The following is a 21,449-nucleotide window of genomic DNA, read 5'->3' as shown; positions in this document are numbered from 1 at the left end:
AACTGAAAACTGTTCAAAATTGCCTAGTTTTGCGCTATGAATAGAATTGGAAAAGCCTTATTGAACTACCTGATTAGAGGATTGTTAATTGTGGTGCCCATTGCCCTAAGCATTTTTATTGTAGTATGGGCGGTAACCACGGTAGACAGTTGGGTGAATATCAACAGTATTTTTGGGGTTAACCCAACCACTGGGGAGAGTAGGAATATTCCTGGGCTGGGTTTGGCGCTGGTCATCTTGATTATTCTCGGTGCAGGTATTTTCGTGACCTATTTCGTGACCGAACCCATGTACAATTGGTTTCAGCGCTGGCTAAACAAATTGCCACTATTCAACTTCATCTATACCTCCATTAAGGATTTAACAGAAGCTTTTGTGGGAGATGAGAAAAAGTTCAATCATCCCGTATTGGTAGAAACCGAAGGAGATATGAAACGTATTGGTTTCCTTACGCAAAACGATTTGAGTAAACTAGATATGCTTGATGAGGCCATTGTTTACTTTCCATTTTCATATTCTTTTGCAGGGCAGATCTACATCGTTAAAAAGGAAAAAATAAAACCTTTAAACATGAGTGCGGCCGATGCCATGAAACTGGTGGTAAGTGGCGGAGTTACCCACCTTTAAATATCCCTAAGGATCACCAGGATAGCAACCAAAGAAATAAAAGCCACTAGCAAACGAGAAAAGAATTCGCGGATGTAAAGCCCAACAAGTAAGGCCAGTTCATCGTCTAGGTTTTGTCCTGCTACCATGCCCGAACCCGAAGATGCTTTATAGTGGATTTGTGTTTCTTGATGATTACTAATGGTCCATTGGCTCAACCAACCATTACTGTAATTCCATGATAAGGGAATTTGCCCAGGTAAGTTAATGATGGCACGCATTTGCCATACATTCATTTTAATGTTGCCCAGCTCCACATGGTTATCGCCATATATGGTTACCGTAGTGTCTGTAAAACCTTTACATTTAAATTGATAGTTGGTTTGCGACATAATGCCTACCGCATGGTTGTTCCAGGTGTTAAAAATGAGATTGCCGCAAATTTGTCCGTTGCAGAAGATTTGATAAGAACTATCAAATACGCCCTTTGTCCATGTTACTGTTTTTTCCATGATAGCTTTTTCATCTTAGATGGTTTATCCAACCTTGCGTTACAAAATACCTGCAATTGAAGGCCAAAAAACAAATTTACACAACATACGAAGCGATTACTTGTTTGGATTGTAACAATTTTTAGAGAATCCTGACCACATAAAAAAGCCTTATAGAATTTGTCGTTCTATAAGGCTTTTCAATTTCAGGTTTTTGATCACCTAGAAGTTTGGTTTCAATACATATTTGTCGTAGAACCTAAAGATATGTTCAGCAGCTTCTTCGGCCGTATCCACCAATCTGAATAAGTTCAAATCCTCTGCATGAATGTTATGTTCTTTCTCCAACATGGTGTTTTTTAGCCAATCAACCAATCCGCCCCAGTAAGCAGAGCCTACCAATACAATAGGGAAACGAGCAATTTTACCTGTTTGGATTAAGGTTAAGGCTTCAAAAAGTTCATCCATGGTTCCCATACCGCCAGGCAATACAATAAAGCCTTGCGAGTATTTCATGAACATTACCTTTCTGATAAAAAAGTAATCAAATTCTAGCAAACGGCTAGGCTCAATATATTTATTGTGGAACTGCTCAAAAGGTAAATCAATATTTAAACCTACAGATTTACCACCATTCATATGGGCGCCTTTATTTCCAGCTTCCATAATACCTGGTCCACCGCCAGTAATTACGCCGTAGCCACGTTCGGTAAGCAAACGGCCACATTCAACGGCTATTTGGTAATAGGGATTGGTTTCTGCAGTTCTAGCCGAACCGAAAATACTTACACATGGCCCAATCTTCGATAACTTCTCAAAACCATCTACAAATTCGGCCATGATTTTAAAAATCTGCCAGCTATCAGTTACTTTAATTTCTTGCCAGTCTTTGTTGGCAAATGCACTTCTTATCTTCTCTTCACTATTCATACTTTTTACTTGGGTTTTAAAATCTAGTTTGCTGATCTGTTTTTTTGCTGATCAGCAATAGTCCCATAAAAGTAATAAATCCATTGATTAAAATAAGTTCTACGCTAAAAACATAGCCGTCCAATAGTTTCTCTGTATTAGTAGCCAATAAATAGCAAAGGATAGGAGAGACGATACACACCAAAGGAACTAATTTGTCGTGCAAACCACGTGACTTTACAAATAGTCCAAAGGAATATAAACCTAATAACGGTCCATAAGTGTACGAAGCAATCAAGAAAATTAAGCTCACTACCGATGAACTATTTAGGGAATTGATGATGATGATCACGAAAAACATCAATAGCGAAAAAACAACGTGTACAATGTGTCTTTTCTTCACCGCATCTTTCTTTTCTGCATTTTCTTTTTTGTTCATGCCCAAAAAGTCTACACAGAAAGAGGTCGTTAAAGCAGTTAAAGCACTATCGGTAGTGGCAAAAGTAGCTGCTGTTAAACCCAGCATAAACACAATAGCAGGAATAGTGGTTAAATGGTTCAATGCAATTTCAGGAAACAAAAGATCCGTTCTTGGTTTGCCAGTGATATGATCCAAAGGAATTTCAATACCATTTTTAGTAGCGAAAATATAAAGCAAAGCACCAACACTTAAAAAGAAAATGTTCAGTACCACAAAGATACCAGTGAAGGTAAACATGTTTTTTTGTGCCTCCCCAATGGTTTTCATGCTCAGGTTTTTCTGCATCAAATCTTGATCAAGACCCGTCATGGCAATGGTTACAAAAACGCCACCAATAAACTGTTTGCTGAAATAAAACTTGCTGGTTAAGAAATCTTCAAAGAAAAAGATTTTAGAGTAACTGCTGCTTTTGATGGTTTCAAAGGCTTGTGGGATGCTTAGACTTAAGCTATCGCAGATAAAATAAATGGTAAGGAAAACAGATAATACCAAGAAAAACGTTTGCAAGGTATCCGTAATAATGATGGTCTTTAAACCGCCTTTAAAGGTGTACGACCAAATTAAACCTAATGAAATCAGTACCGTTACCCAAAAAGGAACGCCGTAAGTGTCGAATATGAAACGTTGCAATACAATCACTACCAAGTACAATCTTGTGGCCGAGCCAAGGGTTCTGCTCACCAAGAAAATAAAAGCGGCTGTTTTGTAGCTATAATAACCTAATCGTTGTTCTATATAACTATAAATGGATGTTAAATTCATCCTGTAGTACAAGGGCAATAATACCGTTGCAATAATGATAAACCCGACCGCATTTCCTAGAACAAACTGGAAATATTGGAATTGATTACCTGCTGGAGCACCAACTTCACCTGGTACCGAAATAAAAGTCACCCCCGATAATGCCGTTCCAATCATCCCAAACGCAACCAAATACCATTTAGAGTTTTTGTTTGCCAAAAAGAAGGTCGAGTTGTCGGATGAATTTTTCGACGTCGCAAATGCAATTGCGATTAAGACGCCAAAGTAGCCTACTAAGAAGCACAGTAGTAATGTTGGACTCATATATAATCTGATTTGTTGCTAAAAGTAGCAAAAACTTGCTAAAACTTGCAACATGGTTTTTAAAAACAGCAAAAGTTAGTAAAAATAAAATGGAGTTGAAGTTTATCTCATTAAAGTAGATGATTAAATCTCATAAGAGATCAAATAATCTGTGCATCTGTGGTAAATAACTAATAAATTTGCAGTATGAATTTTTCTTCCAAGTTACTCGAAGATGCAGTGAATGAGTTTGGTAAGTTACCAGGTATTGGCCAAAAAACGGCATTACGCTTGGTTTTGCATCTTTTAGGAAAAGAACAGGCTGAAGTAGCCCAATTTGGAAACACCTTGATCAAACTCAAGAACGAAATCAAAAATTGCAGGGTTTGTCATAACATTTCTGATTACGACATTTGTAATATCTGTTCGGCACCAAAAAGAGAAAAAGAAGTGATTTGTGTGGTTGAGGATGCTAGAGACGTGATGGCCATTGAAAATACCAATCAATATTTTGGCGTATATCACGTTTTAGGAGGATTGATTTCGCCCATGGATGGTATTGGCCCTTCGGATTTAACCATTGAAGATTTAGTAGAACGGGTAAAAACCTCCGAGGTAAAAGAAATTATCTTAGCTTTAAGCGCTAATATGGAAGGGGATACCACATTGTTCTATCTACATAAAAAATTGAAAGATTTTAATATCCCCATTACTACTATTGCTAGAGGAATAGCCTTCGGTGGCGAGCTTGAATATGCAGACGAGGTGACACTTGGTCGCTCTATTGCTACTCGTGTACCTTATGAAAACACCCTAATCAAGTAATTTATGAGTTTAAAAGATAAAACGGTAGTCATCACTGGCGCATCTTCTGGTATTGGAAAAGCACTGGCACAGGAAATGGCAAAGCGGGGTGCTAATATTGTACTTGCCGCACGCCAATATGTAACCCTTTGCGAAATTACCGCAGAGCTGGAGAAAGCATACGGCGTTAAAGCTTTGGCTGTACAGGCCGATGTGAGCAAGGAAGGAGATTGCGAAGCATTGGTTAAACAAACCATCCTCACATTTGGCAAGCTGGATGTGCTCATTAACAATGCAGGTTTATCCATGCGAGCTTTATTTAAAGATTTAGACCTTTCGGTACTTAAAAATTTGATGGATGTGAACTTTTGGGGCACCGTTTATTGCACTAAATATGCCTTGCCAGAGATTTTAAAAACCACTGGAAGTATCGTAGCCGTATCTTCTATTGCGGGTTATAGAGGTTTACCTGGACGTACTGGGTATTCGTCTTCTAAATTTGCCATGAACGGTTTTATGGAATCATTACGTACCGAGTTACTGAAAACGGGCGTACATGTAATGGTGGCTTGTCCAGGATTTACCACTTCCAATATCCGTGTGGCTGCTTTATCGCAAGACGGAACTGCCCATGGGGAAACCAGTATGGAAGAAGGAAAAATGATGACTGCCGAAGAAGTGGCACAGCGCATTTGCGATGGTATTGAACAAAAGAAACGTACCTTGATCATGACAAGACAAGGTAAACTTGCCGTTTGGGTCAATAAGTTGTTTCCGGCATTTGCCGATAAAAAAGTATTTGAACTTTTCACTAAAGAAAAAAATCCCCTGATTAAATAATGACGCGTCACAAGCAAAAAACGCTCATTTTTGTCTTGTTAGGATTTTTGTTAAATCACCTCTTCATCTCGGGAGCTTTTGCCCAGCGGCCTTCTCACGCCCTAAATAATAGCAAGGATTACATCCAAATCGTTAAATATTACAGATACCTTAACCCAGATTCGGCACTTTATTTTGTAAAACAAGGCCTTAAAGTGGCTGAAGCACAGGGCGACCTGTTGGGCAAAGCAGCCTTGCTTAACCAATACGGCATGATTGACGACAATGCCACGAGGTATAAGGATTCTCGGGAAAAATATTTGGAAGCCGAAACCATTTATAGGGATGCGGGTGATGATATTGGCTTGGCCGCTACTTTAGTGAGGTTGGGTGTGGTCGAAAAGCGTAAAGGGAACTACGATAAAGCCTTGGCCTATTTTATGGATGCTCTTAATATCAGCGAAAAAAACGGTCATAAGTTAGGAATGCTGGAAGGAAGGGTCGTATTTGCAGAGGCTTATTATGCCTTAGGAGAGTATGAAAATGCCTTGAGTAATTTACGCATGGCCGAAGAAATTGATCGTCAAATTCCGTTATCTAACCTCTCGCTAAACATGTACATTAACTATGGCAATGTGTACACCAAAATAGGAGAGTACGACAAGGCGATTGCCTATTTAAATAAAGGCCTTTCTAAAAGCAATCGACCAGATTTTAATGGTTTAAGGATTAGTTTATTGGTGCAGTTGGGTACGGCTTATTACAAAAGTGGCAAGCGTAATCAGGCCATCAGCATCTATAAAGAAGCACTGGCCTTTACTAGGGAAATTAAAAATGTGCTTAGGGAGCAGTCAACCTTGATTGAACTTTCTCAAGTGTATGTTAAAAATCAACCAGATAGTGCACTCTTTTATCTTTCTCAGGCTTTAAAAATTGCTGAAAAACATAAAATGTACCGACAGCAAATTGCGGCATTGGATAATATTGGCGATTTATATAAAGCAAAAGGGAATTTAGCCAAGGCACTTTATTATCGCGAGCAGCGGAACAGTTTGGCCGAGCAGGTATTTTATACTGATATGATGAAACAGGTTTCGAGCTTAGAGAATGCTTATGAGTTGGAGAAATCCAAAGCTCAGCTCAGCGAGCTCACAGCGCAAACCAAGGAGCAGAAGATGATTAAAAACATCTATCTTTATGTAGCCATTGCCATATTTTTAGTACTCATTGTTACCTTAGGCAACTATTTTCGTTCTAGACATTTGAATAAATTACTGACCAAAGCCAATAAAGAGCTGGAAGAAAGTAATGAGATCAAGGATAAGTTTTTCTCCATTATAGCCCATGATATTCGTTCGCCATTGGTATCTACCATTAGCATTCTTAAACTAATTTCCGATAAGGAATTGGACCAAGATATGCAGGAAAAGATGGTAGGGAAGCTAGTAGCCCATTGCGACAGCAGTTTAGAGATATTGGATAAGTTGCTTAAATGGGGGCAAATGCAAATTAAGGGTGTTCGATTGAACATTTCTGAATTTAATCCTGTGGTTAATGTCTATCGTAACTTGGGCTTATTACAAGAGTCGGCAGCAGAAAAAGGGATTACCTTGGATGTTGATATACAAGAAGGGGTAGTGCTTAAAGCAGATGCCGACCATTTTGATTTTGTGGTCAGAAACCTATTGGCCAATGCCATTAAATTCACCGAAAGAGGTGGGCAGGTTGCTTTAAAAGCGAAAGCCATAGACAAGCATACCATTAAGTTCGAGGTGATGGACAATGGGGTAGGCATTAGTCAATCCAGAATTGAGAAGCTTTTTGAACTCTCTGCAACAGGAACCAAAGGCACATCGGCAGAAGAAGGAACCAGTTTAGGACTCATCATTTGTCGAGAATTTGTATTGGCTAACGCTGGTAAGCTCGAAGTACAAAGCCAGATAGGAAAAGGCACTACTTTTTCTTTCACCATGAAGGGTTTTTTTAAAAATATTACATAAAAAGTGAAATCGTTTTTGCATTTAAAGAAAAACAATTACATATTTGCCTACAGAATGAGACAAGTAAACGTAAATACAATTTGGTGGTGGCATAACGCAATAGCGTGATGTGACCTTTTGTACGTTTATTTTTTTAATAAGAATATTTTAGAAGGTTGCTGATAAGGCAACCTTTTTTTGTTGATAACCATGAAGAAAATACTTAACCACCTTTTTGAAAACAAGACTTTTAGCAGTGCCGAGGCTCAAAAAATACTGACCTCTATTGCTATGGGCGAATTTAATCATGCTCAAATTGCGGCATTTATTACGGCCTATTGTATGCGTAATATTACAGTAGAAGAATTGCAAGGCTTCCGCGATGCCATGTTGGACTTGTGCCTGAAAGTTGATTTCTCCGACTTTGAACTGGTAGACCTTTGCGGTACGGGTGGCGATGGCAAGGATACTTTCAATATTTCTACTTTGGCGTCGTTTGTAGTAGCAGGAGCGGGTCATAAAGTAGCTAAGCATGGTAACTATGGCGTTTCTTCTGGCTGTGGATCCAGCAACGTAATGGAGTATTTAGGCTATCATTTTACCAACGATGAAAGTGAATTAAAACGTAGTTTAGAAAAGGCGGGTATCTGTTTTATCCATGCCCCATTGTTCAATCCAGCAATGAAAACCGTAGCACCTATCCGTAGGGAATTGGGTGTGAAAACCTTTTTTAACATGCTAGGGCCAATGTGTAATCCAGCAAAGCCGAAAAATCAGATTGTAGGGGTGTTTAGTTTAGAACTGGCCCGTATTTATGCCTATTTGTATCAACAAACCGATAAAAATTATACGATTATACACGCTGTGGATGGCTTTGATGAAGTATCGTTGACCTGCGATTTTAAAACTTTCAGCAAAAAAGGAGAAGCCTTAACAAAAATTGCCGATTTAGGTTTCGAAGAATTACAGGAAACGCAAATACAAGGCGGAGATACTATCGAATCATCGGCGAAGATATTTACGGAAGTGCTAAATGGAGAGGCTACGGAAGCGCAAACGAATGTGGTGCTATGTAATGCAGCGTTAGCCATACAAACCATTAAGCAAAATGTAAGTTTCGCCGATTGCTACTACGAAGCAGAAGAATCCCTATTAAGCAAAAGAGCATTGGGAAGCTTTAAAAATTTGATAACAGGATAGTATAACCACCTAAAACAACTTAGAACATCTAAGTCTAAAATGCGCTAAGGTGCCTAAGGTGGTGACAATAAAGTGCTGGTAAAAAAATAAAACATTAAGAAAATGAAGAAAATTAAGACGATATCCAAACTTAATACTCTTAATTCCTTGATGGTTAAAACTAAAATGCGCTAAGGTGCCTAAGATGGTGAAAATAAAGTGCTGGTAAAAAAAATAAAGCGTTAAGAAAATTAAGACGATATCCAAACTTAATACTCTTAATTCCTTAATGGTTAAAACTAAAATGTTCTAAGGTGTCTTAGGTGGTTTAAATAAATAATCATGAAAATGAAAATCAAAGTTTGCGGAATGAAACATGCGGCCAATATTGCTGAGGTAGCCAACTTACATCCCGATTATTTGGGTTTCATCTTCTATCCAAAATCTCCAAGGTTCATTAGTGAAGTATCTGCCGAACTCATTAAATATGTCCCTGCTGAGATCAAAACCGTTGGGGTATTCGTAAATGAAGAGATCGAAGAAGTGAAAATAAAAATAGCCAAGCACCAGTTAAAAGCAGTACAGTTACATGGTGCAGAAAGTGTGGCCTATTGTACGGAACTAAAAAGTGCAGGCATAGAAGTCATCAAAGCATTTGGTGTCCATCCTGACTTTGATTTTAAACAATTAGAACCTTATGCTCCAATAGTAGATTATTTCCTTTTTGATACCCAAACACCCGCACATGGAGGCTCTGGTAAAGTATTTGATTGGAAATTACTTGACGATTACCAGTTGGATCAACCTTATTTTCTAAGTGGAGGAATAGGATTGGAGCATGCACAACAAATTAAAACAATACAAGACCCAAGGCTTTACGCCATAGATGTGAACAGTAAATTTGAGCTAGAACCAGGGTTGAAAGATATAGAACAGTTGAAAGAGTTTTTTGATAATGTAAAATAAACTGTCATTCCGAGAGTAACGAAGAATCTCATAGATACTTCGCGATGCTCAGTGTGACAAAAAAGAGATAACATGAATTATTTTGTAGACGAAAAGGGATATTATGGTGATTTTGGTGGAGCTTACATCCCCGAAATGCTTTATCCGAACGTAGAAGAACTGCGTCAACAGTACCAAGCCATTATTGACGACGAACAATTTCAGCAGGAATTTAAAGCCTTGCTCAAAGATTACGTAGGAAGGCCATCGCCACTTTATTTGGCTAAACGTTTGTCTGATAAATACGGCGCAAATATATTCTTAAAACGAGAAGACCTGAACCATACAGGAGCCCATAAAATTAACAATACCATAGGCCAAATTTTACTGGCCGAAAAGCTTGGGAAAAAAAGAATTATTGCCGAAACTGGTGCAGGACAACATGGAGTGGCTACCGCTACCGTTTGTGCCCTGCGTGGTTTGGAGTGTGTGGTGTACATGGGCGAGGTAGATATCAAACGTCAGGCACCTAACGTAGCCCGTATGAAAATGCTAGGCGCAAAAGTAGTCGCTGCAACTTCGGGAAGTAAAACACTTAAAGATGCCACCAACGAAGCCATGCGTGATTGGATCGCTAATCCTGTGGATACTCATTACATCATTGGTTCGGTGGTTGGCCCACATCCTTATCCAGACATGGTGGCGCAATTTCAGTCCATCATCTCTTTCGAAACCAAAAAGCAGCTACAAGAGCAAACTGGAAAATCATTACCTGATTATGTATTGGCTTGTGTAGGTGGTGGAAGTAATGCAATGGGCATGTTCTACCATTTTATAGCTGATGAAAGTGTAAAGCTAATTGCGGTTGAGGCAGCAGGTAAAGGAGTAGACAGCGGTTTTTCTGCAGCGACTACTACTTTGGGAAAAGAAGGCGTATTGCACGGGAGTAGAAGCATTTTGATGCAAACGCCCGATGGTCAGGTGGTAGAACCTCATTCAGTTTCGGCAGGATTGGATTATCCAGGTATTGGACCACAACATGCACATTTGTTTAAAACAGGCCGTGGTCTTTATGCTTCGATTACTGATGATGAAGCACTACAAGCGGGATTGCTTTTAACCCAATATGAGGGGATTATTCCAGCCATTGAAAGTGCTCATGCCTTGGCCTATCTCGAAAAAATGCAATTTAAAGCAGGTGATAATGTAGTAGTTTGTCTTTCGGGCAGAGGCGACAAAGACATGGAAACTTATATGAAATATTTTAATTTATAAACAAAGTCCGTCATTGCGAGAAGCGTAGCGACGTGGCAATCTTTAAGCCAAGAGATTGCTTCGTTCCTCGCAATGACGTCAAGCTAAAGAAATGAACAGACTTCAACAATTATTTCAGCAACAACAAAGAGATTTACTCTCCATTTATTATACCGCAGGTTACCCAAATTTGAACGATACCTTGGATATTGCCGAGGAATTAGAAAAAGCAGGAGCCGATTTTCTGGAAGTAGGTTTCCCTTATTCAGATCCCGTAGCGGATGGCCCCATTATACAAGCCAGCAGCAAACAGGCATTGGATAACGGTATGACCTTGCCCATTTTATTCGAGCAATTGAAAGATTTACGTCAAAGAGTAAACATTCCTATTTTGCTGATGGGATACGTAAATGTAGTTTTACAATACGGTGTAGAGGCTTTTTGCCAAAAATGTCAAGAAGTTGGGGTGGATGGCTGTATCATTCCTGACTTGCCGATGTATGAATATGAGGAATTGTATCAATCAACTTTTGAAAAATACGGTTTAAGCAATATCTTTCTCGTAACGCCACAAACATCAGAAGAGCGCATCCGCAAAATTGATCGGCTGAGCAATGCCTTTATCTATTTGGTATCCTCTTCAGCAACTACTGGAAGTAATTTGGCAGTTTCTGAAAGTGCAACAGCTTACTTTAAGCGCATTGCTGATATGAACTTAAAAAGCCCAGTAGTGATTGGTTTCGGAATTTCAAATAAGGAAACTTACCAAGCCGCAAGTCAATATGCAAGTGGTGCCATTATAGGAAGTGCTTTTGTGAAAAATATCGATGCAAATAACCTAAAAGGAAGCATTAAGGAATTTATGGGGCAGTTTAAGTAGCTTGGATATGTTGTCATTGCAAGGTACGAGGCAATCTAATAAATATCGCTAGCTACTGAATTTTATCGCTTTAAGATTGCTTTTTCCGAAAAGTCGGGACAAGCTGTCCTTGCAACGATGATTAAGATCCTGTAACTAGGATCTATTTAAAAATGCTTGGAAATATAATCAATAGCCTCCTGTTGACTCAAAACGGCGAAATCTTTATACCGCTCATGAACATCAATAATTTCTAGAATAGCTTGATCTACCAATTCCTTGTTCTGCCAAGTTTTAAGATCGGCAATTACCGTAGCCAAGCAGCCCTTTTTGTAGGCAATTTGTCCAATCACATGAACTAAGGTGCTGCTCACCCTTTTTGTTGGGTCAAATTGTAGTTGTTTCAACATGGGTAAAATGTCCTGTGGATGTTTTCTACCCCTAAGTTCAATGCCATGGCAAATCTCACGTCTAATTTCTTTATCGGGATGTTGTAAGTAAGTTGCGGCCCACGCTAATACTGGAGTAGGGTTTACTTCGCCCATCTTTTTTACAGAACCAATCACGGCATTTCTCACAGCATGATGTTCGTCTAACAACCCCTGATCAAAAAAAGATTGAACAGCCATAAAATCACTTTTGCCAATTTCGCCAGCAGCATTAACTACGGTCTGTCTTACCTTAAAATCATCATGAACGAAGAGTTCGTTTAACAGCTTAATGATGTTAGGCAATTGCCCAATATGCATTTTGTAGATTTTTCCAATCGCGAGGTAAGCCGTTTTTCTAATGTAAGTGTCCTCATCGGAAAAATAGGGAAGAATAGGGAGATGGTTTACTGCGGTAATCTCTTTTAAGATAACCTCTTGAATTTGTTTCACCAATACATCTCGCTCTTGTTTCGCTAAATCATAAAACGCCATGTCACTTTATTTATGTTAAAAATTATGCAATCGGCTATTTAATGTAGATTTCCTTCGATAGTTTGCTGATTTTCGTTTCGTAAGCTTTAAGCTCAGTATCATACTTGGTGCTACCTTCGGCTAAAGCCTTATAAATTAAGGTGTAGTATTCCTTGTTTAAGGTGCTATAAGTTTTGTAAACGACTATTTTGGGCTGTACACTTTTGCTATGCGTTAATTTATTTAAACTGTCAATAATTTCGATGTTTCTGTTCCAGTAATAAACGCCAATGTCTTTAACGTCCGACAATGCTTTTTCTCTTCCCTTTAAAGTCGTATCCAAAGGGAAGATATCTTCGGCCATGTTTGCCATGGAATAAAAATCAATCATTATCTCTTTAAACTTTTCCTTGTCTTTAAAGCTGTTTGCAAAAACAGTAAAGCTGATATGATGATTGTTTTTAAGGGACGTTTGCATGTTTTTTAATACGGATTTGAAAGCAAAAAACACGCCGACAGAAGCAATCAATAGGGGTATAGCAATGGCTATAATAATAAATAGCGGTTTGCTGATGGATCTTTCACTCATAATTGATGTTACTTAAGGAGGCCTAGCTTTTGCCAATCTTTTCTTTGCAAAGAAAACCAATAATGTGGTGTGTCGTCAAAATCAAAAATTGCTATAGGAGTTAGTCCACATTTTTGTAAAACGTTCTTAGAACCTAAATTTTCTACATCACAAATGCCGTAAATAGCCTCCAGATTCATGGTTTCAAAAGCGTATTTAACGCACGCCTTGGCAGTTTCGGTAGCAATGCCAGTACCCCAGTATCTCTCCACCAACCTATAGCCCAAATCGTGATAATTCACATGTCCATTAATAGGTTCAATGATATATTTGAAACCTGTCCATCCTACAAAATCGCCATTGGCTTTATCTATAATGGCCCATCTGCCAATACCCAAGTCTGCATATTGCTTCTGGATATATTTAATGGCATTTTCAGCTTCCTCCATGGTTTTAATGGGATTTTTGCCTAAAAAAGCATGTACATTGGGATTGCTGTCCAATTCAAAAATACCAGTAGCATCAGTAATCGCTAAAGGTCTAATAAAACATCTTTCGGTTTCAATAAGGATGTTAGGCATGTTTACATTTTAAGGATTTTAAAAGAAATAAATTCAACAACACTATCACTGATTTCGGTATTACCCAATTGGATACTTAAAGTTTGATCTAACAATTGTGGAAATGCCAGTTTCCCACTCGAATTGGCAATGATTGGTAGGAAAGCTACACAAAATAACAAAAGGATTCCTACTGTCTTTTGGGAATAGAAGACTATAGCGAAAGCGTTTTTACTGGATTGAGGCATTTAGCTAAAATACCAAAATTAAGATGCTATTGAAAAAGATTTCAACGAGAAATAGTGATTTCTATGCTGAGATTGTTGCCTGTCATCCAATAGGCATTCATCGAAACTTCTCTCTCGCTTAAGGGGAGAGATCCTGTATTTATATCGTGAGAGAGGCTTGTTGTTTCTATAAATCCTTAAAACACCCCGTCCTTTGGGCTTGGGGGGCTTTGGACGGAATAAAAAAAGGGATGTCTTTTGAACATCCCTTCTTGAAAATATATTGTTGTTGGGTTTATTCCTTTACAAACTTACTTTGATAAGTTGCACCATTGTCGGTAATTTGAACAATATAAACACCTCTGGCCAATTCTTTTACTTTTTGATTAAGCTGGTTGTTGAAATCACTAGTGCTGCCAGTAGTACGTAATTTAACCTGTCCATCAATACCGCTCACTAACAATTGCAACTGATTGCTGCTGCTTGAATAGTTTAAAGTAATATTGTTTTTCACTGGGTTTGGATAAACAAAGAAAATAGCTTGGTTATTACCTAAAAACCTTACCGATTTTACTTCCGAATAGCTGTATTTGCCATCACGGTCTACTTGTTTAACTCTGTAATAGTTTAATCCTTGGATTGGATTTTGATCAATAGATTGGTAAACAGCGCCTTGTGCACCTTTGCTTGGCTGTTCAGCTACTTTGCTGAAGGTTTTGCCATCTAAAGAACGTTCTACCACAAAATGACTGTTGTCCGTTTCCGATTTAGTTTCCCATTTAAGTGTTACCACATTACCATTAAGGCTGGGCGTAAAATATCCCCAGTTTACACTTAAAGTAGTGTTAAAAAAATACCTGGTTTGAATTGGATAGTGGTCCGTAGTTGTATTGCTATAGCTACTTACCAAACTGGTAACCTGATCTAATACCTCGGCAGAGTTGCTTAAATAATTGTCATTCAAATTTTTGTTGATGATGACGTTGTCGATCACGGTGGCAAAACCTGCTGTTGATCTTTTGCCTGCCAAGCTTAACGGCAAAGTTACGGGGAAATAATTAGCTTGATCTGTAGTGAAATCACTATAAGAAGTTCCTGTTCCAGTAGGTTTAGGAGCAATGGTTTTATCAGGATTAAGCACATCGTTAAAATCTCCCAAAATGATTACTTTTTTGCCTGCTAAATAGGTGTCGATATATTGTTTAAGCTGTAAGGCACCACCTTTTCTTCTGTCATACGAATCATTTTGTGCAGTTACATCTCCAGTATTAGCCTTAGCATGTATCTCGATAAAGTAAACGGTTTCTTCGGCACCATTAACCAATACTTTTGCTTCCATTAAAAATGGGAAACGACCTGAAGACCAGTTTTTGTAAGGAGAGTTAGTGCCGTTGTTAGAAAGATTACTTGGATAATAAGTGTCTCTTAACACCCCAAACCAATTTACAGGTTTAATGATGTCAGTGCGATACATGAAAGCAAGTTTTTGCGCTTGTGGGTAACCTGAGTGGTTTTTGTCGTCGGCGTATGAACCAAAATCACTGAATATGACATTGTAGCCAGCAGGTAACGTACTGTTTCTGAACAAAGCGGTATCAACCACTTCTGATAAGCCGTAAATATCGGCATTAAGGTTGCCAAATATGGTTTTAACGTTAGCAGCTTGTTGTGTTTTATCGCTTGGTCCATTTGAAGTAGCCCCAAACCACTCAATGTTCCAGTTTACTACCTCTAAAGTATTGTTGGTATCGAAAGTGTTTCCTGAAAGGTTTAAAGTTTGGTTGGTAGTACCTGTAGTTGCAATACTCAATTGTTGCGAATAATTAGTATTGGCCATAGTTGGAGCAAACTTCACAAAAACGGTTGATGACGCATTATTTGCTTCTGCTACGGTGTAGGTAGCCGAAGAGTTGAAAGAACCACCACTAGTTTTGGAAATGCTAAAGTTTGCTGGAGCTGTTAAAGTTACGTCGTTGGTAAGTCCACTAGCCGAGAAGTTAAATGAACGTTCCGATGAAGTACTGCCAGCCGCTTGGTAGCCAAAACTTAAAGATGATACTGGTAGGCTAAGCTCAACTGGTGCTGGTGTTGACGAGTTACGGATAGAGAGATCGTCCAAAGTCCAACGAGCACCATTGGATGGAGTAGCATTTGATGAAGTATAAACAAAAGCGATGTAAACTTTAGTGCCTTTGTAGTTGCTCAAATCAATATTGTCAGATTTGGTCCAGGTGTCAGATTGGATTACGGGAAACTTGCCATCGATATTAGTCCATGTTGCGGCATTAACAGGACCAGTACCAGTGTAGTTTGTCGATACTTTTAATTGCAAGTTATTTCCCGCAAAAGCGGTTCTGCTCCAAAAAGATAACATTGGATAGGTCATGGTTGAAAGATTGAAATCTTTAGAAATCAACCAGTCTTCATTTTCGGTACTTGAGGTTGAAGAGCCGCCGTTAATTTGTACCGCATTGCCGCTGCTGGCTTTGCCTGTAGGATCCGAGGCATCTCTGCCGAAAGAAGTACAAGCCCAAGTTTGTGCGCCTGTAATATTTTCATGGCTGAAGCCAGATGGAAGGTTAGTACTTCCAGAAGGAGTACAGTTTTCGAAATCAAAAGATAATACAGAAGGATCGACACCTGTGCCGCTTAATGCTACGCTTGTAGCACTTGCCAGACCACCACCAGTGATGCTGATGGTACCATTGCTGGCTCCTATACTGGTTGGGTGAAATTTTACAAAAACATTTTTGCTAGTGCCTGTTAGACTGGCCCCTGAAAGGACAAAAGAATTCGTAAAAGTACCGCCGCTGGTTTCTGAAATGGTATAGGGAGCTGCGGTAGTTAAGGTAACATCGCTTCCATTTAAGTAAGCATAATTAAGCGTTAAGGTACTTTCATTAGAAGTAGTATTGATGTTTTGGTTACCAAATGACAAAGCATTGGCTGTAATTGTTGGTGCATTGCTTGCCGCTTCGTAATATACTTCTACTTCGTCAATATAAGCTCTTTTGGCTGTAGTCTCTATCTTGATCGTGGCATTGTTAGTTCCGCCAGTGAAAAAAAGGGTTTTGGTTTCAGTACTGCTACTGCCCATCACTGCGGTATAACTAACCGTTTGTGGCGTAGCAATTCCGCTTACGGTAACTTTAATAGCACCTTCCACAGTAGTCCATCCCTTTACTTTAAGATCAATTTTAAAGCTGCCACCATTTGCGCCCAAATTTAGTGGTTTACTGGTAATTGAACCAACAAGACTTGAGGTGCCTAGTTTAACCATGCCGCCAGCTTGGTAGGCCCTATCTACTGTGGTGAAATTGGCGTTCCCTGCCCATGCAGAGCCAGAACCCCCAGTAGTGGTATTGTCGCCAGATGTAAGTCCAGCAAATGTTTCTTGTAGGATGTAGGTTTTTTGTGCGAACACGAAAACTGGAAAAACCAACATCACTACGAAAATGATTTTTGGTAAAAGTCTTTTCATATAATAAGTTTTGCTATCCAAATTATTTTGGACGCAACAAAGCTATCGTGTAGTTATTACGAAGGTGTTAAACAGATATTAAGATAGAAAGCGTAACGATAACTTAACGCTAAGCTTACAGGAAATCTTCGATATTTCCTTTTCCCTCCCTAATCACTTCAAAATCACCGTTAGTGCAATCTACAACTGTTGAAGCTTCATTGTCGCCATAGCCTCCATCAATTACCAAATCGACAGTGTCTTCATATTTTTCATGGATCAATTCGGGATCGGTAGAATATTCGATCACCTCATCATCGTCCTTAATGGAAGTAGAGATAATGGGGTTGCCCAAAGCCTCCACAATTTGGCGGGCAATATTGTTGTCAGGTACACGTATGCCCACTGTTTTTTTGTTGGAGCTCAGTAATTTAGGGACGTTATTGTTGGCGTTGAAGATAAAAGTGAAAGGTCCTGGAAGTGCTTTTTTGAGTACCCTAAAAACCGTAGTGTCTATCGGTTTGATATAGTCTGAAATATGCCTCAAATCTGAGCAGATGAAAGAAAAATTGGCTTTTTCTGGCTTGATGCCCCGTATTTTGCAAATTTTCTCTATGGCCCGATGATTGGTAATATCACATCCCAAACCATACACCGTATCGGTAGGATAAATGATCAGGCCACCTTTCTTTAAAACCTCCACCGCTTGTTCGATGGCTTTGGGGTTGGGGTTTTCAGGATATATTTTAATGAGCATGCGTAAAAATAACAAAATGATGGCGTACTTGTTTTAGTATCGGGTTTTATATTGCTACATTAGCGAAAAACGAACATTAATATTAATTGAGATGAGAAAAGCATTTGTTGCAATTGCTGCTTTTTTGGTAGCATTTACGGTAATGTTAGGAATGTACCAACCTTTTTTATGGTGGACTTTTCTGTTCACTGGACCATTTGTGCTACTCGGCATTTATGACATGATCCAGCCTAAACATAGTATTGTGCGTAACTATCCTGTTTTTGGCAGGTTAAGGTATTTTATGGAAAACATGCGACCTAAAGTTTACCAATACTTTGTTGAAAGTGATACTAATGGTACGCCATATAACCGATTAAACCGTTCGTTAATTTACCAAAGAGCAAAAAAAGAACTGGATACTATTCCTTTTGGAACACAATTAAACGTTTATGATAATGGTTACGAGTGGCTGAGCCACAGTATCATGGCCATTAGTCATCACGATTTAAACCTACACCCACGTGTATTGGTGGGCGGGCCAGATTGTAAACAGCCCTATTCATCTAGTATTTATAATATATCGGCCATGAGCTTTGGTTCGTTGAGTCAAAATGCGGTATTGGCTTTAAACGGTGGTGCCAAGTTGGGCGGTTTTGCCCACAATACTGGTGAAGGGGGGATTAGTGATTACCATCGTGAAATGGGTGGAGACTTGATTTGGCAGATTGGTACAGGCTATTTTGGTTGCAGAAACTTGGATGGTACTTTTAACGAGGAAGCTTTTGGAGAGCGTGCGCACGACGAGCAGGTAAAGATGATTGAAATTAAGCTTTCCCAAGGTGCTAAGCCAGGTCATGGTGGGATGTTGCCTGGTAAGAAAGTAACCGCAGAGGTTGCTCGTATCCGTTTGGTGCCAGAAGGTAAAGACGTACTATCTCCTCCAGGGCACTCCGCTTTTTCTACTCCAATGGAATTGATGGCTTTTATCAAGAAATTAAGAGATTTATCTGGCGGAAAACCTGTTGGTTTTAAATTGTGTATTGGTCGCAGAAGCGAATTTTTTGCCATTTGCAAAGCGATGGTTGAGACGGGAATTTACCCAGATTTTATTACGGTTGATGGTGGAGAAGGTGGAACAGGGGCTGCACCACAGGAGTTTTCTAACTCGGTAGGGATGCCGTTACGTGATGCTGTGGCTTTTGTTTACGATGTGTTGGTAGGCTTCGATTTGAAAAAGCATATTAAAATTATTGCTTCAGGTAAAGTATCTACAGGTTTTGATATTGTGAAGAATATTGCCCTTGGTGCAGATATGTGTAATGCTGCCCGTGGAATGATGTTCGCTTTGGGTTGTATCCAAGCATTGGAATGCAATAGTAACACCTGTCCAACGGGGGTGGCTACGCAAGACCCAAGTTTAATGAAGGGCTTGGTGGTAGAAGATAAAAAAGTAAGGGTTAAAAATTTCCATAACTTAACGGTGGCCAGTGCGGTAGAGCTTTTAGGCGCTGCGGGACTGCGTGAACCTGGTCAGTTGACTAGAGCTTATATTAATAGAAGAGTTACGCCTAACGTGATTCAGAACTACAGGGAGACCTATCCTTATATCCCAGAAGGTTCTTTACTAAAAACCCCGTACCCATCTCGTTTCGAATTGGGAATGACGTTAAGTGAATCAGCTAGTTTCTTGCCTACAGATTATAAGGTAACAGAGGTGGATTATCAAACGGCTAACCCATATCATGATTAGCGTTTGCTTTATCTCTTTCCTCTTGCCGTCATTGCGAGGGACAAAGCAATCCTAAAGCGGACTGCTCTGTCTGTAGTTGTCATCTCGACGATAGGAGAGAGCTAACGATTGGCTATACAGAAAGACTTACGGAGTTTCAAAAACTTCGTAAGTTTAACAAATATTAGAGATTTCTCGTTGCACTCGAAATGACAAATGTATTAAAGAAGTATTATAAATAACAAAGCCGCTTAAATTTTAAGCGGCTTTGTTATTTATTGTCTTTATTCTTTGCTCTTTTATCCTTACTCTGGATTAAAACTCAGCGCTCTTAGGAAAACGAGGGAAGGCAATTACGTCACGAATGTTGGTCATGCCTGTTACAAAAAGCACTAAACGCTCAAAGCCTAAGCCGAAACCAGCATGCGGCGCAGAACCAAAGCGACGGGTATCCAGATACCACCAAAGTTCTTCCTGTGGCACACCCATTTCATCCATGCGTTGTTTCAAAACATCCATACGTTCTTCACGTTGCGAACCACCAATCATTTCGCCAATACCAGGGAATAAAATGTCCATGGCGGCAACTGTTTTGTTGTCATCGTTTAAACGCATGTAAAACGACTTAATATCCTTCGGATAATCAGTCAGAATTACTGGGCGTTTAAAGTGTTTTTCTACTAAGTAACGTTCGTGTTCGCTTTGCAAATCAGCGCCCCAGCTATCAATCAAGTATTTAAACTGTTTTTTCTGATTTGGCTTAGAAGCTTTCAAAATATCAATAGCTTCCGTATAAGTTAAACGTTGGAAATCGTTCGCTAAACAGAAATCTAATTTTTCTAATAAGGTAAACTCGCTACGTTCGTTTTGAGGTTTCTGTTTCTCTTCCTCGGCCAAACGATTGTTCAAGAATTCTAATTCTTCTTTGCAGTTTTCTTTAGCATAGCTGATCACATATTTCATCATGTCTTCTGCCAATTCCATGTTGTTTTCCAAGTCTGCAAAAGCAACCTCGGGTTCAATCATCCAAAACTCGGCCAAGTGGCGGGTAGTGTTTGAGTTTTCAGCCCTAAAAGTAGGCCCAAAAGTATAAATGTGGCCAAAAGCCATGGCTGCTAACTCACCTTCTAGCTGGCCAGATACAGTAAGATTAGTCGCACGACCAAAGAAATCTTCTTTGAAATCTACCACACCATCTTCAGTACGAGGCGTATTGTCAAAATCTAACGTAGTTACTTTAAACATTTCGCCAGCACCTTCAGCGTCACTGGCCGTAATTACAGGCGTGTGCATGTAAACAAAACCACGCTCGTTGTAAAACTGGTGAATAGCAAATGCCAAAGCATGACGTACTTTAAAAACAGCGTTAAAAGTATTGGTTCTAAAACGCAAGTGTGCAATTTCTCTCAAAAACTCTAAGCTGTGTTTTTTAGGTTGTAAAGGAAATTTTTCAGGGTCACTATCGCCTAAAATTTCAACAGCGGTAGCTTTAATTTCTACCGATTGACCTTTGCCTAATGATTCCACTAAAATACCAGTTGCCTTAATAGCTGCACCAGTGGTGATTCTTTTCAACAAATTCTCGTCGGTATTATTAAAATCAACTACCACTTGGATATTGCCCATGCAAGACCCATCGTTTAACGCAATAAACTGATTATTACGGAAGGTCTTAACCCATCCCATAACCGTTACCTCAGTGTTAAAATCTGTAGATTTTAATAGTTCCTTAATTCGTTGTCTCTTAATCATATTGATTTTTATTGTAAAAGCTGCAAAAATAAGCATTTACGCTTTAATTTTCGATATTATTGGACGTTAAATTTTAAAGCAACCTTGCCTATCTTTCGGTGAATATAGTTATGTTTGTTTTAATCTTATTTTTCGATAAACG

18 protein-coding genes are annotated in these 21,449 nt (G+C 39.2%); 9 read left to right on the top strand and 9 right to left on the bottom strand.

Annotated elements, in window-relative coordinates; genetic code table 11:
• Positions 1–36 precede the first annotated feature (36 nt).
• Positions 37–627: a DUF502 domain-containing protein gene (locus tag DUT70_RS20145; protein WP_113649180.1), complete on the top strand. Its 591-nt coding sequence runs from the start codon at positions 37–39 to the stop codon at positions 625–627.
• Here the strand turns inward: DUT70_RS20145 and DUT70_RS20140 are convergent.
• From DUT70_RS20140 to DUT70_RS20130, 3 genes are all read right to left on the bottom strand, one after another.
• On the bottom strand, positions 624–1,118 hold the full coding sequence (locus tag DUT70_RS20140) for a hypothetical protein (protein WP_113649179.1): 495 nt from the start codon (positions 1,116–1,118) through the stop codon (positions 624–626). The two genes, DUT70_RS20145 and DUT70_RS20140, sit on opposite strands and share 4 nt — an antisense overlap.
• A 201-nt stretch (positions 1,119–1,319) precedes the next feature.
• Positions 1,320–2,027, bottom strand: a complete 708-nt coding sequence (locus DUT70_RS20135; RefSeq protein WP_113649178.1) for an LOG family protein — start codon at positions 2,025–2,027, stop codon at positions 1,320–1,322.
• A gap of 16 nt (positions 2,028–2,043) precedes the next feature.
• The gene (locus DUT70_RS20130) at positions 2,044–3,552 is read right to left on the bottom strand and encodes a sodium:solute symporter (protein ID WP_113649177.1); all 1,509 of its coding nucleotides are present in this window, start codon (positions 3,550–3,552) and stop codon (positions 2,044–2,046) included.
• Between the two features lie 186 nt (positions 3,553–3,738).
• On the opposite strand from DUT70_RS20130, the gene recR reads away from it, so the two are divergent.
• The 7 genes from recR to trpA all read left to right on the top strand — a co-directional run bounded on the left by recR (position 3,739) and on the right by trpA (position 11,391).
• On the top strand, positions 3,739–4,356 hold the full coding sequence (gene recR, locus DUT70_RS20125) for a recombination mediator RecR (RefSeq protein ID WP_113649176.1): 618 nt from the start codon (positions 3,739–3,741) through the stop codon (positions 4,354–4,356).
• Between the two features lie 3 nt (positions 4,357–4,359).
• The gene (locus tag DUT70_RS20120) at positions 4,360–5,175 is read left to right on the top strand and encodes an SDR family oxidoreductase (RefSeq protein ID WP_113649175.1); all 816 of its coding nucleotides are present in this window, start codon (positions 4,360–4,362) and stop codon (positions 5,173–5,175) included.
• The gene (locus tag DUT70_RS20115) at positions 5,175–7,154 is read left to right on the top strand and encodes an ATP-binding protein (protein ID WP_113649174.1); all 1,980 of its coding nucleotides are present in this window, start codon (positions 5,175–5,177) and stop codon (positions 7,152–7,154) included. Before DUT70_RS20120 ends, DUT70_RS20115 begins: the two co-directional genes overlap by 1 nt.
• Before the next feature lie 189 nt (positions 7,155–7,343).
• Positions 7,344–8,333 carry an anthranilate phosphoribosyltransferase gene (gene trpD / locus DUT70_RS20110; protein ID WP_113649173.1) on the top strand — a complete coding sequence of 330 codons (990 nt, stop codon included), beginning with the start codon at positions 7,344–7,346 and terminating at the stop codon, positions 8,331–8,333.
• A gap of 327 nt (positions 8,334–8,660) precedes the next feature.
• On the top strand, positions 8,661–9,278 hold the full coding sequence (locus tag DUT70_RS20105) for a phosphoribosylanthranilate isomerase (protein ID WP_162926688.1): 618 nt from the start codon (positions 8,661–8,663) through the stop codon (positions 9,276–9,278).
• Between the two features lie 72 nt (positions 9,279–9,350).
• Positions 9,351–10,532 (top strand): tryptophan synthase subunit beta, encoded by a 1,182-nt coding sequence (gene trpB, locus DUT70_RS20100; RefSeq protein WP_113649171.1) that lies wholly within the window; start codon positions 9,351–9,353, stop codon positions 10,530–10,532.
• Positions 10,533–10,623: 91 nt separating this feature from the next.
• Positions 10,624–11,391: a tryptophan synthase subunit alpha gene (gene trpA, locus DUT70_RS20095; RefSeq protein WP_113649170.1), complete on the top strand. Its 768-nt coding sequence runs from the start codon at positions 10,624–10,626 to the stop codon at positions 11,389–11,391.
• Between the two features lie 146 nt (positions 11,392–11,537).
• Here trpA and DUT70_RS20090 read toward each other — a convergent pair whose 3' ends face one another.
• From DUT70_RS20090 to DUT70_RS20065, 5 genes are all read right to left on the bottom strand, one after another.
• Positions 11,538–12,293, bottom strand: coding sequence for a HEAT repeat domain-containing protein (locus DUT70_RS20090; protein WP_113649169.1), 756 nt, complete (start codon positions 12,291–12,293; stop codon positions 11,538–11,540).
• Between the two features lie 34 nt (positions 12,294–12,327).
• Entirely contained in the window at positions 12,328–12,861 is a 534-nt protein-coding gene (locus DUT70_RS20085) for a hypothetical protein (RefSeq protein WP_128353409.1), read from the bottom strand.
• Positions 12,862–12,869: 8 nt separating this feature from the next.
• Positions 12,870–13,421 (bottom strand): GNAT family N-acetyltransferase, encoded by a 552-nt coding sequence (locus DUT70_RS20080; protein WP_113649167.1) that lies wholly within the window; start codon positions 13,419–13,421, stop codon positions 12,870–12,872.
• Positions 13,422–13,922: 501 nt separating this feature from the next.
• Positions 13,923–17,108: a T9SS type A sorting domain-containing protein gene (locus tag DUT70_RS20070; protein ID WP_113649165.1), complete on the bottom strand. Its 3,186-nt coding sequence runs from the start codon at positions 17,106–17,108 to the stop codon at positions 13,923–13,925.
• Between the two features lie 115 nt (positions 17,109–17,223).
• On the bottom strand, positions 17,224–17,844 hold the full coding sequence (locus DUT70_RS20065; RefSeq protein ID WP_113649164.1) for an L-threonylcarbamoyladenylate synthase: 621 nt from the start codon (positions 17,842–17,844) through the stop codon (positions 17,224–17,226).
• A gap of 91 nt (positions 17,845–17,935) precedes the next feature.
• Between DUT70_RS20065 and DUT70_RS20060 the strand changes: the two genes are divergently transcribed.
• Positions 17,936–19,576 (top strand): FMN-binding glutamate synthase family protein, encoded by a 1,641-nt coding sequence (locus DUT70_RS20060; protein ID WP_113649163.1) that lies wholly within the window; start codon positions 17,936–17,938, stop codon positions 19,574–19,576.
• A gap of 294 nt (positions 19,577–19,870) precedes the next feature.
• Here the strand turns inward: DUT70_RS20060 and asnS are convergent, their stop codons facing one another.
• On the bottom strand, positions 19,871–21,307 hold the full coding sequence (asnS, locus tag DUT70_RS20055; protein ID WP_113649269.1) for an asparagine--tRNA ligase: 1,437 nt from the start codon (positions 21,305–21,307) through the stop codon (positions 19,871–19,873).
• Between the last annotated feature and the right edge of the window lie 142 nt (positions 21,308–21,449).

The sequence above is a fragment of the Pedobacter chitinilyticus genome (assembly GCF_003313385.1).
Classification (GTDB): Bacteria; Bacteroidota; Bacteroidia; order Sphingobacteriales; family Sphingobacteriaceae; genus Pedobacter; species Pedobacter chitinilyticus.
This window is presented reverse-complemented; position numbering and strand designations above follow the sequence as displayed.